Origin of the sequence: Streptomyces sp. NBC_01463 (genome assembly GCA_036227345.1) — a bacterium.
GTDB lineage: Bacteria > Actinomycetota > Actinomycetes > Streptomycetales > Streptomycetaceae > Streptomyces.
The window spans coordinates 3,415,431-3,430,138 of record CP109468.1 but is presented as its reverse complement, the minus strand read 5'-3'; the positions used below and the strand labels follow the sequence as shown (position 1 = coordinate 3,430,138).

Annotated in this window: 20 protein-coding genes; 8 read left to right on the top strand and 12 right to left on the bottom strand. The window is 70.8% G+C overall.

Going from position 1 to position 14,708, the window contains the following annotated elements:
• The first annotated feature begins 129 nt into the window (after nt 1-129).
• Both OG521_15015 and OG521_15010 read left to right on the top strand, forming a co-directional pair.
• On the top strand, nt 130-1,407 hold the full coding sequence (locus tag OG521_15015; GenBank protein WUW22033.1) for a thymidine phosphorylase: 1,278 nt from the start codon (nt 130-132) through the stop codon (nt 1,405-1,407).
• A 43-nt stretch (nt 1,408-1,450) separates the two neighbouring features.
• Nucleotides 1,451-1,837 (top strand): STAS domain-containing protein, encoded by a 387-nt coding sequence (locus OG521_15010; protein WUW22032.1) that lies wholly within the window; start codon nt 1,451-1,453, stop codon nt 1,835-1,837.
• A gap of 18 nt (nt 1,838-1,855) precedes the next feature.
• On the opposite strand, the gene OG521_15005 is transcribed toward OG521_15010, so the two are convergent.
• The 4 genes from OG521_15005 to OG521_14990 all read right to left on the bottom strand — a co-directional run bounded on the left by OG521_15005 (nt 1,856) and on the right by OG521_14990 (nt 5,402).
• Entirely contained in the window at nt 1,856-2,182 is a 327-nt protein-coding gene (locus OG521_15005; GenBank protein ID WUW22031.1) for a hypothetical protein, read from the bottom strand.
• On the bottom strand, nt 2,179-3,177 hold the full coding sequence (locus OG521_15000) for a sigma-70 family RNA polymerase sigma factor (GenBank protein WUW22030.1): 999 nt from the start codon (nt 3,175-3,177) through the stop codon (nt 2,179-2,181). The genes OG521_15005 and OG521_15000 overlap by 4 nt, the downstream gene beginning before the upstream one ends.
• 97 nt (nt 3,178-3,274) lie before the next feature.
• Nucleotides 3,275-3,964 carry a L,D-transpeptidase family protein gene (locus tag OG521_14995; protein ID WUW22029.1) on the bottom strand — a complete coding sequence of 230 codons (690 nt, stop codon included), beginning with the start codon at nt 3,962-3,964 and terminating at the stop codon, nt 3,275-3,277.
• Nucleotides 3,965-4,103: 139 nt separating this feature from the next.
• Complete coding sequence (locus OG521_14990) at nt 4,104-5,402, bottom strand: MFS transporter (GenBank protein ID WUW22028.1); 1,299 nt, start codon at nt 5,400-5,402, stop codon at nt 4,104-4,106.
• A 62-nt stretch (nt 5,403-5,464) separates the two neighbouring features.
• Here OG521_14990 and OG521_14985 point away from each other — a divergent pair, with 62 nt between their 5' ends.
• Nucleotides 5,465-6,418 (top strand): LysR family transcriptional regulator, encoded by a 954-nt coding sequence (locus tag OG521_14985; protein ID WUW22027.1) that lies wholly within the window; start codon nt 5,465-5,467, stop codon nt 6,416-6,418.
• Between the two features lie 35 nt (nt 6,419-6,453).
• Here OG521_14985 and OG521_14980 read toward each other — a convergent pair whose 3' ends face one another.
• The 3 genes from OG521_14980 to OG521_14970 form a co-directional block, all read right to left on the bottom strand.
• Complete coding sequence (locus tag OG521_14980) at nt 6,454-7,011, bottom strand: hypothetical protein (GenBank protein WUW22026.1); 558 nt, start codon at nt 7,009-7,011, stop codon at nt 6,454-6,456.
• 142 nt (nt 7,012-7,153) lie between these two features.
• On the bottom strand, nt 7,154-7,345 hold the full coding sequence (locus OG521_14975) for a DUF397 domain-containing protein (protein ID WUW22025.1): 192 nt from the start codon (nt 7,343-7,345) through the stop codon (nt 7,154-7,156).
• On the bottom strand, nt 7,342-8,190 hold the full coding sequence (locus tag OG521_14970; protein WUW22024.1) for a helix-turn-helix domain-containing protein: 849 nt from the start codon (nt 8,188-8,190) through the stop codon (nt 7,342-7,344). The genes OG521_14975 and OG521_14970 overlap by 4 nt, the downstream gene beginning before the upstream one ends.
• A gap of 144 nt (nt 8,191-8,334) precedes the next feature.
• Here OG521_14970 and OG521_14965 point away from each other — a divergent pair, with 144 nt between their 5' ends.
• Nucleotides 8,335-8,781: an ATP-binding protein gene (locus OG521_14965; GenBank protein ID WUW22023.1), complete on the top strand. Its 447-nt coding sequence runs from the start codon at nt 8,335-8,337 to the stop codon at nt 8,779-8,781.
• A 23-nt stretch (nt 8,782-8,804) separates the two neighbouring features.
• Here OG521_14965 and OG521_14960 read toward each other — a convergent pair whose 3' ends face one another.
• On the bottom strand, nt 8,805-9,122 hold the full coding sequence (locus tag OG521_14960; GenBank protein ID WUW22022.1) for a hypothetical protein: 318 nt from the start codon (nt 9,120-9,122) through the stop codon (nt 8,805-8,807).
• Nucleotides 9,123-9,191: 69 nt separating this feature from the next.
• Here OG521_14960 and OG521_14955 point away from each other — a divergent pair, with 69 nt between their 5' ends.
• On the top strand, nt 9,192-10,088 hold the full coding sequence (locus tag OG521_14955) for a LysR family transcriptional regulator (GenBank protein ID WUW22021.1): 897 nt from the start codon (nt 9,192-9,194) through the stop codon (nt 10,086-10,088).
• A gap of 64 nt (nt 10,089-10,152) precedes the next feature.
• On the opposite strand, the gene OG521_14950 is transcribed toward OG521_14955, so the two are convergent.
• Nucleotides 10,153-10,560 (bottom strand): hypothetical protein, encoded by a 408-nt coding sequence (locus OG521_14950; GenBank protein ID WUW22020.1) that lies wholly within the window; start codon nt 10,558-10,560, stop codon nt 10,153-10,155.
• A 132-nt stretch (nt 10,561-10,692) separates the two neighbouring features.
• Here OG521_14950 and OG521_14945 point away from each other — a divergent pair, with 132 nt between their 5' ends.
• Nucleotides 10,693-11,085, top strand: a complete 393-nt coding sequence (locus OG521_14945; GenBank protein ID WUW22019.1) for a hypothetical protein — start codon at nt 10,693-10,695, stop codon at nt 11,083-11,085.
• A 40-nt stretch (nt 11,086-11,125) separates the two neighbouring features.
• Here OG521_14945 and OG521_14940 read toward each other — a convergent pair whose 3' ends face one another.
• Nucleotides 11,126-11,887, bottom strand: a complete 762-nt coding sequence (locus OG521_14940) for an alpha/beta hydrolase (protein ID WUW22018.1) — start codon at nt 11,885-11,887, stop codon at nt 11,126-11,128.
• 113 nt (nt 11,888-12,000) lie between these two features.
• Between OG521_14940 and OG521_14935 the strand changes: the two genes are divergently transcribed.
• Nucleotides 12,001-13,155 (top strand): adenosine deaminase, encoded by a 1,155-nt coding sequence (locus OG521_14935; GenBank protein WUW22017.1) that lies wholly within the window; start codon nt 12,001-12,003, stop codon nt 13,153-13,155.
• A gap of 134 nt (nt 13,156-13,289) precedes the next feature.
• A complete protein-coding gene (locus tag OG521_14930; protein WUW22016.1) occupies nt 13,290-13,604 on the top strand; it encodes a hypothetical protein in 315 nt (104 codons plus the stop codon).
• Nucleotides 13,605-13,710: 106 nt separating this feature from the next.
• Here OG521_14930 and OG521_14925 read toward each other — a convergent pair whose 3' ends face one another.
• Nucleotides 13,711-13,914, bottom strand: coding sequence for a PspC domain-containing protein (locus tag OG521_14925; GenBank protein WUW22015.1), 204 nt, complete (start codon nt 13,912-13,914; stop codon nt 13,711-13,713).
• Between the two features lie 96 nt (nt 13,915-14,010).
• Complete coding sequence (locus OG521_14920; protein ID WUW22014.1) at nt 14,011-14,559, bottom strand: VanZ family protein; 549 nt, start codon at nt 14,557-14,559, stop codon at nt 14,011-14,013.
• Nucleotides 14,560-14,708: the final 149 nt, after the last annotated feature.

Below are 14,708 nucleotides of genomic sequence, written 5' to 3'. Positions count from 1 at the left end.
ACCCGCCGGACGGGCCGCGCACAGCGACCCGTCCGGCGCTTCTCTCTCCCTCTATGCGCGTAGAGTCAACGGGACTCACGCGTCGTACCCATCGCGCACGTACGTAACCGGCCGGAAGGACTCCAGACCATGGACGCCATCTCCGTCATCCGCACCAAGCGGGACCGAGGCGAACTGACCCCCGAGCAGATCGACTGGGTCATCGACGCGTACACCCGCGGCGAGGTCGCCGACGAGCAGATGTCCGCACTGGCCATGGCGATCCTTCTGAACGGCATGAACCGTACGGAGATCGCCCGCTGGACCGCCGCCATGATCGCCTCCGGCGAGCGGATGAACTTCGACTCGCTCTCCCGCCCCACCACCGACAAGCACTCCACCGGCGGCGTCGGCGACAAGATCACCCTGCCGCTCGCCCCGCTGGTCGCCGCCTGCGGCGCCGCCGTGCCGCAGCTCAGCGGCCGCGGCCTCGGCCACACCGGCGGCACCCTCGACAAGCTGGAGTCCATCCCCGGCTGGCGCGCGCACCTCTCCAACGCCGAGATGCTGAACGTCCTCGACACCACCGGCGCCGTCATCTGCGCGGCGGGCGACGGCCTGGCCCCCGCCGACAAGAAGCTGTACGCGCTCCGCGATGTCACCGGCACCGTCGAGGCCATCCCGCTGATCGCCAGCTCGATCATGTCCAAGAAGATCGCCGAAGGCACCGGCGCCCTCGTCCTGGACGTCAAGGTCGGCTCCGGCGCCTTCATGAAGACCATCGACGACGCCCGCGAACTGGCCTCCACCATGGTCGCGCTGGGCACCGACAGCGGAGTGCGCACGGTCGCCCTGCTCACCGACATGGCCACCCCGCTCGGCCTCACCGCGGGCAACGCCCTGGAGGTCCGAGAGTCGGTCGAGGTCCTGGCCGGCGGCGGCCCGAAGGACGTCATCGACCTCACCCTGGCCCTCGCCCGCGAGATGCTGGACGCGGCCGGGCTCAAGGACGCCGACCCGGAGAAGGCCCTCGCGGACGGCTCCGCGATGGACGTCTGGCGCCGGATGATCTCCGCCCAGGGCGGCGACCCGGACGCCACGCTCCCGGTCGCCCGCGAACAGCACGTCGTCACGGCCCCGGCCTCCGGCGTACTGACCCGCCTGGACGCCTACGACATCGGCGTCGCCGCCTGGCGCCTCGGCGCGGGCCGTGCCCGCAAGGAGGACCCGGTCCAGGCCGGCGCCGGCATCGAACTGCACGCCAAGCCGGGCGACGAGGTGCGGGCCGGACAGCCGCTGCTGACCCTGCACACGGACACCCCGGAGAAGTTCGAGTACGCCCTGAAGGCGCTCCCGGAGGCGTACGACATCGCCCCGGCGGGCACCCCGTTCGCCGCCACGCCGGTGGTGCGGGAGCGCATCGCCTGACCTGCCGTCCCCCGGACGACGCGTGCGGACCGGCTGCGCGGCGATGAGTTTTCGCCGCGCGGCCGGTCTGTCTGGTGTGGAAGCCGTGACCCCGATCGTCCTCGTCGTCTCCGGACGGGTGACCCGAGCAGCCGCGCCCGGGCTCTGCGCCGAGCTGGAGGCGCTGCTGCACACGCCCGAGGGCGCCACCGCCCCGTCTGCGGCCGAGCCGGTGGACTGCGATGTGGGCGGGATCGTCCAGCCCGACCTGGCTCTGGTCGAGGCGATAGCCCGCCTGTCGCTCGTCGCCCGCCGGGCGGGCGGCAGACGGCTGCGGCTGCGCGGGACACCGCCCGAACTCCGGCTGCTGCTCGATCTGGTGGGGCTGGACGATGTGGTGGGGCTGGACGACGGACCGACGGCCGTGGACATCGGGACGCCCGGCCCCTGACGAGGCGGGGCGCCCCTCTCAGCCCCTGCCGCCGTACTCCGCGTAGTCGCAGACCACCTGGCTGAGGTGGGCCTGCCCGTCGGCCCCCACGACGGATTCCTCGGCCGCGAGAGCGGTGGCCGAGGGATCCGGCGTCGCGGGCCGCGACCGCTCCGCGGCCCGCGCGACCGCCTCCGCGCAGTCGGACTCCGGCTGCGGACCGGGCTCCGCGCCGGAGGCCGGCGGCGCCACGGGGGCCGGCCCCGGCGTAGCCGCCGGCTCACCGACCCACTGCGTCACGCCCCAGCCCGCGACGGCCAGCACCACCCATCCCGCGACCAGCCCCCGCACCGGCCGAGGCCTCACGCGGCATCGGCGTCCAGGTGGTCCGGCAGTCCGAACAGCGGGAACCACCGCGGGGTGTCCAGGAAGCAGTGCATCCCGGTGATCGCCCCGTCCTGGATGTCGATGACCTGCACGGCCCACGGCACGAACCCGGGACCGTCCGGATTCGGCTTGTAGTGCGCGAACGCCGGGGTGCCGTTCGCCGAGGTGGCGACCAGCCGGGAGCCCGCGCAGGCCGCGCCGATCGACGTCATGAAGCCGGTGATGTCGTCGTGGCCCCGCAGCCAGAGGTCGAACGGCGGCATCGTCATGACGGCGTCCTCATGGAGCAGCGCGGTCAGCGCCTTCATGTCGTAGCCCTCGAACGCCGCCACATACCGCTCCAGGAGCTTGCGCTGCTCCTCGTCGAGCGGGTCCGCCGCGTCGGCGGCCGAGGTCTCGCCCTGGTGGTCGGTGAGCGTGGCCCGGGCGCGCTGGAGGGCGCTGTTGACCGAGGCGACGGAGGTGTCGAGCAGCTCGGCGACCTCACTGGCCTTCCACGCGAGCACCTCGCGCAGGATCAGCACCGCACGCTGCTTCGGCGGCAGATGCTGGAGCGCGGCGACGAACGCGAGCCGTACCGACTCGCGCGCGACGGCGGCCTCGGCCGGGTCCGCGACGGACGGCAGGATCCGCCCGTCCGGCATCGGCTCCAGCCAGGTGTTCTCCGGGAGCGGGTTGAGCGCGGCCTGCGCGAGCGGCGTCGGCCCGGAGAGGTCGACCGGCCTGGCCCGCTTGTTGCCCGCGGTGAGCATGTCGAGGCAGACGTTCGTCGCGATGCGGTACAGCCAGGACCGCAGCGACGAGCGTCCCTCGAACTTGTCGATGTTGCGCCACGCGCGGACCAGCGTGTCCTGGACCGCGTCCTCCGCCTCGAAGGCCGAGCCGAGCATCCGGTAGCAGTAACCGGTCAGCTCGACCCGGTGTCCCTCCAGACGGCTGTCGATATCAGTCGTCGTCGCCGTCAGATCACTCATCTCTTCGCTCACCCCTGTTGCGCGTGATACCGCTCACTTCAGCACTTCGGAAGCTACCGCAAGCCACTGACAACGGGGGCGGGAAGAGCAGAAGCGGTCACGTCCCGGGCTTGCGCCCGTACACGTACACGTCGTCGCCGTTCTTCAACAGGTTCCAGTATGACTTCGCGTCGGCTGTGCGCATGTTGACGCAACCGTGCGAGCCCGGCGGGTTCCACATCTTCACGCCCACGGCGTGGAAGGCCTGGCCGCCGTCGAAGAACTGGGAGTACGGCATCGCCACGTGGTAGATCGACGAGACGTGGTTCTTGTGCTTCCAGTAGATCTTCCTGGCGCCGGTCCGGGTCTCGTACCCGTCCCGCCCGGTCCGCACGGGCACCGGGCCGAACTTCAGCTTGCTGCCGTCCTGGATCCAGGTGATCTGCCGGGTCAGGTCGACGCATGCGATGCGCCCCTTGTTCGTGGGGCACTTCTTGGCCTTGTTCGGGGTCTTCCCGGCCGCCTTCTGGGCGGTGAGCGTCTGCATGGTGCGCCAGGTGACGGGTCCCGCGTAACCGATCGTGGGGGTGACCCCGTAGGTGCTCTGGAACGACCGGATCGCCTTGCAGTCGGCGGCCGACTGCTTGCCGTCCACCTTCAGGTGCAGGTACTTCTCGACCTGCTTCTGGTACGGCCCCTTGGACGTCGTGCAGGACGCCGCCTGGGCGGTGCCGCCGGTGCCGAGCACGAACGCCGGTACGGCGGTCAGCCCGGCGACGGCCAGCGCGAGCCCGCGCCGACTCCGCATGCCGGATATGACCCTCGTATCCCGAATGGTCCGTATGTTCCCCGTGACTCCCATATCCGCCAACTCCCCTTCGCGCGCAGTGCGGTGATTCAGCCTGCTAGACGCGCGCCGGGGAGTCGATGGTTGTGCGGCGAATGTCTCAGTTCGGTACGGACGCCACGGTCGCCGCGCCCATCCGCTGGGCGCGGGCGGCCCGCGACCCGTACAACGTGATCGAGACGACACCGAGGACCGCGAGCAGTCCCAGCGCGACCGTGCCCGCCCAGCCGCCGGCGTGGAAGGCGACGGCGCCGAGCGTGCCGCCCGCGCTGGAGCCCAGGTAGTACGCCGACTGGTAGAGCGCCGACGCCTGGGCGCGGCCCGTGGTGGCGGTGCGGCTCACGGAGGACGAGGCGACCGCGTGCCCGGCGAAGAACCCGGCCGTGATCAGGACCAGGCCGAGGAGCACGGCGGCCAGCTGGTCGGCGAGCGAGAGCAGCAGACCGGCGGCCGTGGTGGAGACGGCGAGGTAGAGCGCACCCCGGCGCCCCAGCCGGGCGACGAGCTTCCCCGCAGCCGCGGAGGAGACCGTACCGACCAGGTAGACGAGGAAGATCGACCCGACCACACCCTGCGGGAGGCTGAACGGCGCCTCGACGAGCCGGTAGCCGATCACCGTGTAGACCGCGCCGAACACCGTCATGAACAGCGCGCCGATCGCGTACAGCCGGCGCAGCAGCGGATCGGCGAGGTGCCCGCCGACGGTCTTGGCCAGCGCCCTCGGGTTCAGCGAACCGGGGGTGAAGTGCCGGGCCTTGGGGATCATGAAGTGGAAGACGACGGCGCAGGCCACGGCCAGCAGCCCGACCGCGCCGAGCGCCGCGCGCCAGCCCCACGCCTGGGCGACCCAGCCGGTGAGGATGCGGCCGCTCATCCCGCCGATGCTGTTGCCGGCGACGAACAGCCCGATCGCGGCGACGAGCGCCTTCGGCCGGACCTCCTCCGCCAGGTACGCCATCGCGGAGGCGGGCAGACCGGCGAGCGCGGCGCCCTGGACCGCGCGCAGCGCGATCAGCCAGCCGAGCGAGGGCGCGAACGGTACGAACAGCCCCACGGTCACCGCGACCACCAGCGAGGCGGTCATCATCTGCCGCCGCCCGAACCGCTCGGACAGCGCACTCATCGGCAGCACGCAGAGCGCCAGCGCACCCGTCGCGGCGGACACCGTCCAGCTCGCCTGCCCGGCCGTGGCGCCGAAGGAGGCGGAGACGGCGGGCAGCAGGGCCTGGGTGGAGTAGAGGAGCGCGAACGTGGCGACACCGGCGGCGAAGAGCGCGAAGCTCATCCGGCGGTAGCCGGGGCGACCGGGTTCGAGCCGCTCTGAAGCGGTGGCTGCGGGGGACGACTGGGTCGAGGCGGCCACGGTGAGGGTGGACGCCCCGGTACTGGCAGGAGGCATGCCACGAACGTATGCCGCCGCCTTTCATGCGTCCAATGCACAAACACGCGATAATCAATCCCATGGCGCATCAGCACAGCTCACAGCCTCGGCTGTCACCAAGCAGTTACGAAGAAGACATCCGGGCGGTCCTCGCGCCGCGCCTGGCGTACTTCGAGGCGGTCGCCCGCCACGAACACGTGACCCGTGCCGCGCACGAGCTCGGCGTCCCGCAGTCCACGCTCTCGCGGGCCATGGTCCGCCTGGAACAGGACCTGGGCGTGGCCCTGTTCGCCCGCAAGGGCCGCACGGTCTCCCTCACCCCCGCGGGCCGCACCTTCCTCGGCTCGGCGGAACGGGCACTCGCGGAGGTGGAGAAGGCCGCCGACTCGGTACGGGCGGACGCCGACCCCACCGCGGGCAAGGTCGCCTTCGGCTTCCTCCACACGATGGGCTCGGAAACCGTCCCCGCCCTCATCCGCGCCTTCCGCGCCGACCACCCCCGGGTCCGCTTCCAGCTCGTCCAGAACTACGGCGAGGCCATGATCGAACGCCTCCGCGCGGGCGGCCTCGACCTCTGCCTCACCTCACCGGTCCCGGACGCCCCGGACCTGGTCGCCCGCCGTCTGGACGAACAGCGCCTGCGCCTGGTCGTCCCCGAGGACCACCGCCTGGCCACCCGCCGCCGCATCCGTCTGGCGGAGGCCGCCGACGAAACCTTCGTCACCCTGGAACCCGGCTACGGCCTGCGCCGCATCACGGACGACCTCTGCACGGAGGCGGGCTTCGTCCCGCGCGTCGCCTTCGAGGGCGAGGAGGCGGAGACCCTGCGCGGTCTGGTCGCGGCCGGCCTGGGCGTGGCGCTGCTCCCGCCCCCGGCGGTGGCTCGCCCGGGGGTCGTGGAGCTGACGGTGACGGCACCGCGGGCTGCTCGGGAGATCGGCGTGGCCTGGCTGGACGGGCACCCGGACACCCCGCCGGTGGCGGCGTTCAAGAAGTTCCTGCTGTCACGACGGGGGAACCTGCTGCCGGAGTGACGGGGCGACTCTCGGCCGTTGTTCGCCGCAGGCGCTCAGTACGGGGCCGTCACGAGGTCGCCGACCACCTGCAGTCCCACCTGCGCGGCCAGCCAGGGCGCGCGTTCGGCCTCAATCTGCTTCACGTGGACGAAGACGGTGTGATCGGTGGCGGGCTCATAGAGGTCGAGGTCGCGGACGTTCACGCACAAGGTCACGAAGGCGCCCCTGGAACCTCCGGTGCCCAAGCCGACCTCGGGGGCGGCGGGCCAGCCCTCGAAATCCCACCGCACTGTGGCTGGTGTGTCATGCAGCGCTTCGAGAAACACCGGCACAGTCTCGGGCACTTCCGCACAGGCCCTGAAACGAATGGGCAGATGCGCCGACGGATCGTCGCCGGCCTCCGACGAGGCGTCCCCGTCGCCTTCGGTGTACCACGTCGCCCACGGCAACAACTCGAACAGGGGTGTCAGGGTTCGTGCGGAGGACACATGTGCCTCGTAGTCGATTTCGAGCTCTCGAAGGTCAGCGATCGCAAGCAACCGCTCGACAACGCGCAGCCCTGCGGAGAGATCCGTCGTTCTGAAGATGGGTTGGGCATACGAGTTGGACATGAAGGGTGATTCTCCGAGCTCAGTGGGGCGGCGCGACTGAGTTTCGGACACCGAACGACTGCTCGGCCCCGCAGGCCTCCAGACAGGCCGGCCTGCGGACCGGCGGGGCCCGGCGGCGATCAAGGACCGTGGGCGCCGCTAATCAGGATGCGACGGCGGATGCGTACGCGGTGAAGTCCGACCACGCGGCGGTGGAGACGGTGAACGGGCGGCGGTCGGTGTCCTTGGAGTCGCGGACGTGGACGGCGTGGGGGCGCACGGCCACCTCTACGCAGTTGTCGCCATCGCCGCCGCTGTAGCTGCTCTTGAACCAGTTCAGCTCTGTGGTGCTCATAGCGCTCCTCGCATCCGTTCCAGCAAGCTCACCGTAGCCCGGCAATCCAGGGCCTGGGAACGCAGCTTGCCATAGCGCTGAAGCAGGATGCTGACTTCGCTCGGGGCGGTGAGCAGGGCGCTTGAACGGTGGCCCTCGGTGTAGCCGAACCACTGGTTGCCCGGGCTCTCGGCCAGATACAACTGCCCGTCGATTCCCGTGTGGTCCTCCTGCCTGAGCGGCATGATCTGGATCTCGACGTTGGTGTACCGGCCGATGCTCAGCAGATGGTCGACGGCAACGGCGGTAACACCTTCTCCGCCAACACGACGCTCCAGAACAGCTTGCTCGATGACGAAGCTGAAGGCGGTGTTGGGGCGTTCGCACAGGAGCCGCTGACGTTCGAGCCGAGCCGTGACCTGTCGTTGGATCTGTGTCTCCGTGAGAGGCGGCAACTGGCGTTCAAACACGGCACGGATGTATCCCTCGGGCTGTAACAACCCAGGAATCCCCCGGCACTCGTACGCGTACAGCGTGATCGCTTCCTCTTCGATCCCGGCCCACTGCTGGAACCAGGAGGCGAGCCCGGCCCTCCTGCGCAGGCTTCGCGCGGCGGCGCCGAGCACTTTGCCCGCGACCGCTCCCAGGGCCTCCGCTGCCCGCTCCGGCAGGTTCTCCGGCGGGAATCGCTTGCCCTGCTCGATCTTGGCGATGTAGGCGGCCGAGTACCGCACGCGAGGCGCGAAGTCCTCCTGGGTGAGGCCGGCGGCTTCGCGCAGGGCCTTCAGGACGGCCCCGAATGTCCGCAGGCTGTCGGACAGCTCGGGCCCGCCGCTCGCCGTGGCGCTCTCGTGGTCTGCAGTCATCGCCGCCCCGTCTTCCGCGCATCGATCAACTCGGCAATGATCACGGACGGTTACCCACCCCGTCCAGGGAGTCAACCCATACAGAGGGATCTGTATGGGTGTTGTTCCTGCTGGCGCGGGTGGTCGAGGCGGAACGCTTGGCGCATGACAGCACTGCAAGCCCAACCGCCCGTAACCGTAAGCGTGTTCGCCCAGCGCTGCTCCGCCACCCGCCTGGGCGCGACCCTCGCGCGGCGCCTGGCTGTATGGAAGCTCGATGTCTGGGGGGTCCCGTACGGCACGCAGCTCTCCGACACCGTGGCGCTCCTCGTCGCCGAGCTCGCGGCCAACGCGGTCCTGCACGGGCGGGTGCCGGGGCGCGACTTCGAGCTGCGGCTCGTGTACGCGTACGGGACCGGAGTCGTACGTGTCGAGATCTCCGACACCCACGAGGCCCGCCCGGACCCAGACGCCGCGCCCCGGGTCGACCCGGAGGCCGACGGGGGCAGGGGCCTCCTCATCGTCGAGGAGACCGCCGCCCGCTGGGGCGTGAGCGATCGGCTCGGGCCGGGCAAGACGGTGTGGGCGGAGACGGGACCGGTTGCCCGGTGAGGAGCCGAGTGGGTCCGACTCCGTCAGGAGAGCGGCTCGTGGTTGGCCCAGACGACCTTGTAGGGGTGACGGGACTGCCAGCGCTTGATGACGTCCTCAAGGCCTGGGGTCGCGAACGAGTCGTTGAGCGCGTCGAGGTCGGCCAGGGAGATCTGCACGATCGCGGAGGCCTTGGGCGCCGGACTGTGGTCCTCGGCCGGCACCCGGATGTGGCGCGAGGCCGCGAACGTCACGATCTGCCCCGAGTCGCGCATGACCTGTTCGATGTCCTTGAGGAACTGATCCAGCTCGGCGGCAGGGATGGAGTCGGTGAAGGAGACGATCATTGTGTGGTGAATCATGGGTCAATCGAACCTCGGCCCACGAATGAAGTCCAAGACCGATTGATTCTTCAGCGATAACCTGGAGGCATGGTTGATCTGGAGACGCGTGAGCTCGACTACTTCGTCGCGGTCGCCGAGGAGCTGCACTTCGGCCGCGCCGCCGCGCGCCTCGCCATCGCTCAGCCGGCGCTGTCGAAAGCGATTCAACGTGTCGAAACGCGGCTCGGCGTCCAGCTGCTCGTGCGCTCCAGCCGCCGCGTCTCGCTGACGCCGGCCGGGGAGGCGTTGCTGCACCACGGCCGCCACGCGCTTAACGCGGTGAGCGCCGCGGCCCGGAGTGCGCGCCGGGCCGGTGACGTCCAGGCGCAGCTACGGCTGGTGATCAAGCCCGGTGGCGATGCCAACCTGCTGTCCGGGATTCTTGCCGCGTATGCCGGGCAGCCCGATGCGCGCAGGGTGGACATTCTGTTCGGCGGTGCCACCGACCGGGCGGACTATCTGCGTGACGGCAGGGCCGATGTTGCGCTGTTGTACGCGCCGTTCGACGATCTCACGGGACTGGAGTCCGAGACGCTGTTCGTCGAAGGGCGTGTGGCGATTCTGCCGCGGGACCACCGGCTGGCCGCGCGCACCGAGCTGCGCATGGCCGACCTGGAGCATGAGACGCTGCCGCGCTGGAAGGGGGTCCCGGGCAGCGGGACCGGCCCGGAGATCGTGGACGTGGCGCAGATGACGCAGCTGATCATGCTCGGCCGGACGATCGCGATCCTGCCGCAGTCGTCCGTCGAACCCGTTCACCCGGGGCTGGTCTACAAGCCGGTGGTCGATGCGGCGCCCAGCCGACTGGTCGTCGCCTGGTCGCAGCTCGACCAGCGGCCGCTCGTCGCCTCGTTCGCCGCCGCAGCGGTTGCCGCGAGCCGGTCGCAGCGGGGCTCGGCGTCGAGCCCGGGGGCGGGCGCCTTCCCGGACGGTGAGGCCGGATAGCCACCGGGGACGCAGGTGTACAGGTGCCCCGCCCGGTTGCGGCCGGGACGGGGCATGCTGCCGGTCAGGCTCCCCGCCGGCCTCCCCCGAATGACCCTGCGGAGCGTTGGCGTGCGGTGCGGGCGAGGCGGAAGTCGAGGTAGGCCAGCGCCATGACGATGACGGGAGCGAGGGTGCACATCAGCATCAGCCGCAGGGGTCCGTCGGTCAGGGTGGCCACCAGGACGATCGCGACCGTACCTCCGACGAATCCCGCGAGCTGCCGGTAGGAACGGAAGGCCCCGATGGCCACGGAGGTGTTCGACTCCTCCGGTTCCTCCTCCGAGAAGGCGGCGCGCACAGGGTGATCGGCACCGTATTTGCGTGCCTGTCGCCAGGCCAGGACCAATCGGGTGAGCACGTAGAGGGAGAACGCGCCGAGGTAGATCCACCACTCGGTCGCGCTGTCGGGTAAGGAGCGAGCCAGAGTCATGACGCACGTGTACCCAGGTGTCCTGGGAAGAGCCCGCATCTCCACGCCCGATGGGGCTACCCTGCGGCGGGAGTTGTGGGTGATCGGGACGAGCCGGCGCAGGCGTTCGGCTGGGTGGGGGCAACGGGGAGCATGGTGCGCTTGATCAGGACGATCGTCCCGGTACTCGCAGTGCTCGCGGCGACGGCCGCGTGTTCCTCCGGCGACGGTGGGAGCGAACAGCGGCTGACCGAGCAGCGAGAGAGTTACTGCACCCAGCTCGGGGCGTGGCAGGAGGTGCGGGACGAAGCGGTGGACGCCGAGGATTCGGGCGCGGAAGCGGACGGGGCATCGGGGTACGACATGGTCGGGGCCGTCGCCGATGATGCCTTCCTCGCGATGGAACCGCTCCGGGACGAGCCCGTCGGGGAAGGGCGCACCCTGGCGGAGGCCACAGTGGCGGCGATGAAGAGCAATGATCGCCCGGCGCTCTCGCTCGTCACGCAGTACTGCCTGGACAACGGCTTCGAGACTCAGCTCGGTTGAGCCGGGTCGGGGATCTCCGGCCCGGCCCCGCCTCTCCGCCTCACCCCCGCAGCGACTTGCCGAACCCCGCCGCCAGCGGCATCCGCAGGCCCAGGGGCGGCGGAGCCGCCAGGGCGTCCGCGACCGGGCGGGCGTAGTTGTGGGCGAACAGGGAACCGCGTACGAAGTCCGCTGCCAGGGCGGTGACTTCGGCGTGGTGCTGGCGCAGGGAGTGGCCGTCCGAGTGGACCTCGAAGCGGCAGGTGTCGCGGTTGGACTTCTTCGCGCGCTCGGCCAGGCGGAAGGAGAGCTCCGGGTCCGAGCGGGCGTCGTTCGTGCCGTGCACCAGCAGGACCTGACGGCCGACCAGGTGTTTCACCGGCTCCGGTTCGGCGTCCGCCTCGCCCGGCAGCCACGGGGCCATCGCGAGGACCGAGCTCACCGCCGGGTGGCCGCCGGCGCGGAGGGCCGCCCGGCCGCCCATGCCGTGGCCGGCCAGGCAGACCGGGATGTCGCCGTAGCGGCGGACGACCTCGTCCACCGCCCATTCGGCGTCCGCCGCGAGCTGCGCGTCCGTCGTGTTCCAGCCGCGGCAGCGGTAGTGCACCACGTGCGCGGCGAGGCCGTCGTCGCCCCCGGCGCGGGCCAGGGAGCGGGCCAGCGGGAGCTGGAGGGCGTACGAGAAGGGGGAGGGGCGGCGGTACGAGCAGGGCTCGCCGTCCGGGAGCAGCAGGACCACTCCGCTGACCGCGGTGGATGCTCCGGCCGTTCTGACGGCCCGTCCCAGCCTCGCAGCAGGCAGGGGTAGTGCGCGCTGTGCCATGACGTAACAGTGTCAGAAGGGCAGGTGTACGCCACCCGTATTCGCGGTCACTGTTACGCATCGACGAGCCGCGCCCAGCAGCGCTCTACGCGCGTAGGCGCTAGAGTGCGTGGATGATGAGCCCGACCCTCAATGTGCCCGGCCAGGATCAGATCCGGCGTGCCCCCAAGGTCCTTCTCCACGACCACCTCGACGGCGGCCTGCGCCCCGGGACGATCGTCGAACTCGCGGCGGCCAACGGTTACGACGGACTTCCCGAGAGCGATGCCGACAAGCTCGGCATCTGGTTCCGGGAGGCCGCCGACTCCGGGTCGCTGGAGCGGTATCTGGAGACGTTCGCCCACACCTGCGCCGTCATGCAGACCCGTGACGCGCTCGTCAGGGTCGCCGCCGAGTGCGCCGAGGACCTGGCCGCCGACGGTGTCGTCTACGCCGAGATCCGGTACGCGCCCGAGCAGCACCTGGAAGCCGGGCTGAGCCTCGAAGAGGTCGTCGAGGCGGTCAACGCGGGCTTCCGCGAGGGCGAGGCCCGGGCCCGCCGGGACGGCAACCGGATCCGGGTGGGCGCGCTGCTCACCGCGATGCGGCACGCGGCCCGTTCGCTGGAGATCGCCGAACTCGCCAACCGCTACCGCGACCAGGGCGTCGTCGGCTTCGACATCGCGGGCGCCGAGGCGGGCTTCCCGCCCACCCGGCACCTCGACGCGTTCGAGTACCTCAAGCGCGAGAACAACCACTTCACCATCCACGCGGGCGAGGCCTTCGGCCTGCCGTCGATCTGGCAGGCCATCCAGTGGTGCGGCGCCGACCGGCTCGGCCACGGCGTGCGCATCATCGACGACATCGAGGTCGCCGCGGACGGCAGCGTGAAGCTCGGCCGGCTCGCCTCCTACGTACGGGACAAGCGCATCCCGCTGGAGCTCTGCCCGACCTCCAACCTGCAGACCGGTGCCGCGGCCTCGTACGCCGAGCACCCCATCGGGCTGCTGCGCAGGCTCCACTTCCGGGCCACGGTGAACACCGACAACCGGCTGATGAGCGGTACGAGCATGAGCCGGGAATTCGAGAAGCTGACCGAGACGTTCGGATACACGCTCGATGACATGCAGTGGTTCACCGTCAATGCGATGAAATCAGCATTCATTCCTTTCGATGAACGTCTGGCGATGATCAGCGACGTCATCAAGCCCGGGTACGCCGAGCTGAAGTCCGAATGGCTCTTCGAGCAGACCGCTGCGACCAGCGTGTCTTCCTCTGCCGGCGGCTGAGCGGACGCGTACGGGAAACGGCCGGGATTCATTTTCCCGGCCGTTTTCCGCGTTTTTGGATGTTTGCGGGACGGGTGGTGGGCTGACTACGTTGCAGAGCCGCTCACATCCCCTTCCCCAAGGATGAATTTCACATGAAGCAGTCTGCTGCCAGGACTCTCGGCGTCGCCGCCCTCGGTGCCGCGTTCGCCGCTGCCGCCGCCGGTACCGCGTCCGCCTCCGCGCTGCCGCTGGACGCCGCGACCGGCGCCCTGCCCGTCGCCGGCGCCCTGGCGAACGCCACGTCGACCCTGCCGGTCCAGGACACCGCCGCCGAGCTTCTCGGCACCAGCCAGACGAAGGTCCTCGACGACGCCACCGCCCCGGCCAAGGGCCTCCTCGGCGGCATGCCCGCCGGTGGTCTGACCACCAGCGGCCTGTCGGCCAACGGTCTGCCGCTCGGCCGCTGAGAGCGGTCCGTCCCCAAGCGGTCCGTCACACGCCTGTGGGCGGGCACCCTTGCCGGGTGCCCGCCCACAGGCGTGTCGTCGTGCGCGTCGTCGTCGGCGGAGGCCGCTACCAGGCGGTCGCGGACGAGGTCTTCTCCGTGGGGAGCAGCAGCCACAGCCCCAGGTAGAGCAGGAACTGCGGGCCCGGCAGCAGGCACGAGACGAGGAAGATGACGCGCATGGTCCCCGCGGAGGTGCCGAAGCGCCGTGCCAGCGCCGCGCACACTCCGCCGATCATGCGTCCGTCACTGGGGCGGGCAAGTGCGGCCATGGTGGGCTCCTTGGTGGACCGTCTCCGGGAGCGGCCTGTTGCCCTCCCGGTGCGATGTATCCAGGATGGCGCGCACAACCGGGGCAAAGCGTCGCTCTACGGGGCGATACCGACCCTGGAAATCGTCGGGGTCGACCCCTGAGGGGCCTCATGGCCGATCCGGGGGAGCGGCCGGACCAGCTGCTGTGTGCGGCGGCGCTGCCGCGCCCGCCACGCCGGGACGATCAGTACGTGGGCGAGCGCGACGCCCGCGGTGTTGAGGATCAGCGAGTCGACGTCGACGACCTGGCCGGGCACCCCGGTCTGGCCGAGCTCGATCGCCAGCGAGATCAGTGCCCCGGCCGCGACCGTACGGGCCAGCGAGGACCAGGGGGACACGAACAGGCGCCCCCCGGCCATCGGCAGCAGGACGCCCAGCGGGGCCAGCAGCAGGAGCTCCTTGCCGATGCGGCGGGCGGCGGTGACCGGGCCGAGGGACAGGTCGGCCTTGATGCCGGCGAAGGGCTGGAGGTTGGCGGCGGTCATCCACGGCACGTCCAGCGGGCGCAGAGTCAGCCACCCGACGAGCAGCAGATGCGCGAGGAGGAGTGACACTCCGACCGCGCGGAAGCGGATGACGGCTTGGCCGCCCGAACCTTGACGCACGTTGCCCAAGACGCGGGCAGCGGCAGGATCGGTTCCGCTCGGACGGGGGAGACCTGGCTCACCGTGCCGGGGAGCCGCACGAAGGGCCGTGCGCCTGCCCGGAAGCGGCCCCGGGGGCCGTCCCCGGATCCGGCCCCCGGCCGGCCCGG

Coding starts and splice junctions, on each gene's coding strand:
- OG521_14925 (WUW22015.1), bottom strand. CDS start 13,914: ATGGCCGCACTTGCCCGCCCCAGTGACGGACGCATGATCGGCGGAGTG.
- OG521_14975 (WUW22025.1), bottom strand. CDS start 7,345: ATGAGCACCACAGAGCTGAACTGGTTCAAGAGCAGCTACAGCGGCGGC.
- OG521_14960 (WUW22022.1), bottom strand. CDS start 9,122: ATGATTCACCACACAATGATCGTCTCCTTCACCGACTCCATCCCTGCC.
- OG521_14990 (WUW22028.1), bottom strand. CDS start 5,402: ATGCCTCCTGCCAGTACCGGGGCGTCCACCCTCACCGTGGCCGCCTCG.
- OG521_14970 (WUW22024.1), bottom strand. CDS start 8,190: ATGACTGCAGACCACGAGAGCGCCACGGCGAGCGGCGGGCCCGAGCTG.
- OG521_14945 (WUW22019.1), top strand. CDS start 10,693: ATGGTGCGCTTGATCAGGACGATCGTCCCGGTACTCGCAGTGCTCGCG.
- OG521_14980 (WUW22026.1), bottom strand. CDS start 7,011: ATGTCCAACTCGTATGCCCAACCCATCTTCAGAACGACGGATCTCTCC.
- OG521_14995 (WUW22029.1), bottom strand. CDS start 3,964: ATGCGGAGTCGGCGCGGGCTCGCGCTGGCCGTCGCCGGGCTGACCGCC.
- OG521_14950 (WUW22020.1), bottom strand. CDS start 10,560: ATGACTCTGGCTCGCTCCTTACCCGACAGCGCGACCGAGTGGTGGATC.
- OG521_14940 (WUW22018.1), bottom strand. CDS start 11,887: ATGGCACAGCGCGCACTACCCCTGCCTGCTGCGAGGCTGGGACGGGCC.
- OG521_15010 (WUW22032.1), top strand. CDS start 1,451: ATGAGTTTTCGCCGCGCGGCCGGTCTGTCTGGTGTGGAAGCCGTGACC.
- OG521_14930 (WUW22016.1), top strand. CDS start 13,290: ATGAAGCAGTCTGCTGCCAGGACTCTCGGCGTCGCCGCCCTCGGTGCC.
- OG521_14985 (WUW22027.1), top strand. CDS start 5,465: ATGGCGCATCAGCACAGCTCACAGCCTCGGCTGTCACCAAGCAGTTAC.
- OG521_15015 (WUW22033.1), top strand. CDS start 130: ATGGACGCCATCTCCGTCATCCGCACCAAGCGGGACCGAGGCGAACTG.
- OG521_14955 (WUW22021.1), top strand. CDS start 9,192: ATGGTTGATCTGGAGACGCGTGAGCTCGACTACTTCGTCGCGGTCGCC.
- OG521_15000 (WUW22030.1), bottom strand. CDS start 3,177: ATGAGTGATCTGACGGCGACGACGACTGATATCGACAGCCGTCTGGAG.
- OG521_14965 (WUW22023.1), top strand. CDS start 8,335: ATGACAGCACTGCAAGCCCAACCGCCCGTAACCGTAAGCGTGTTCGCC.
- OG521_14935 (WUW22017.1), top strand. CDS start 12,001: ATGATGAGCCCGACCCTCAATGTGCCCGGCCAGGATCAGATCCGGCGT.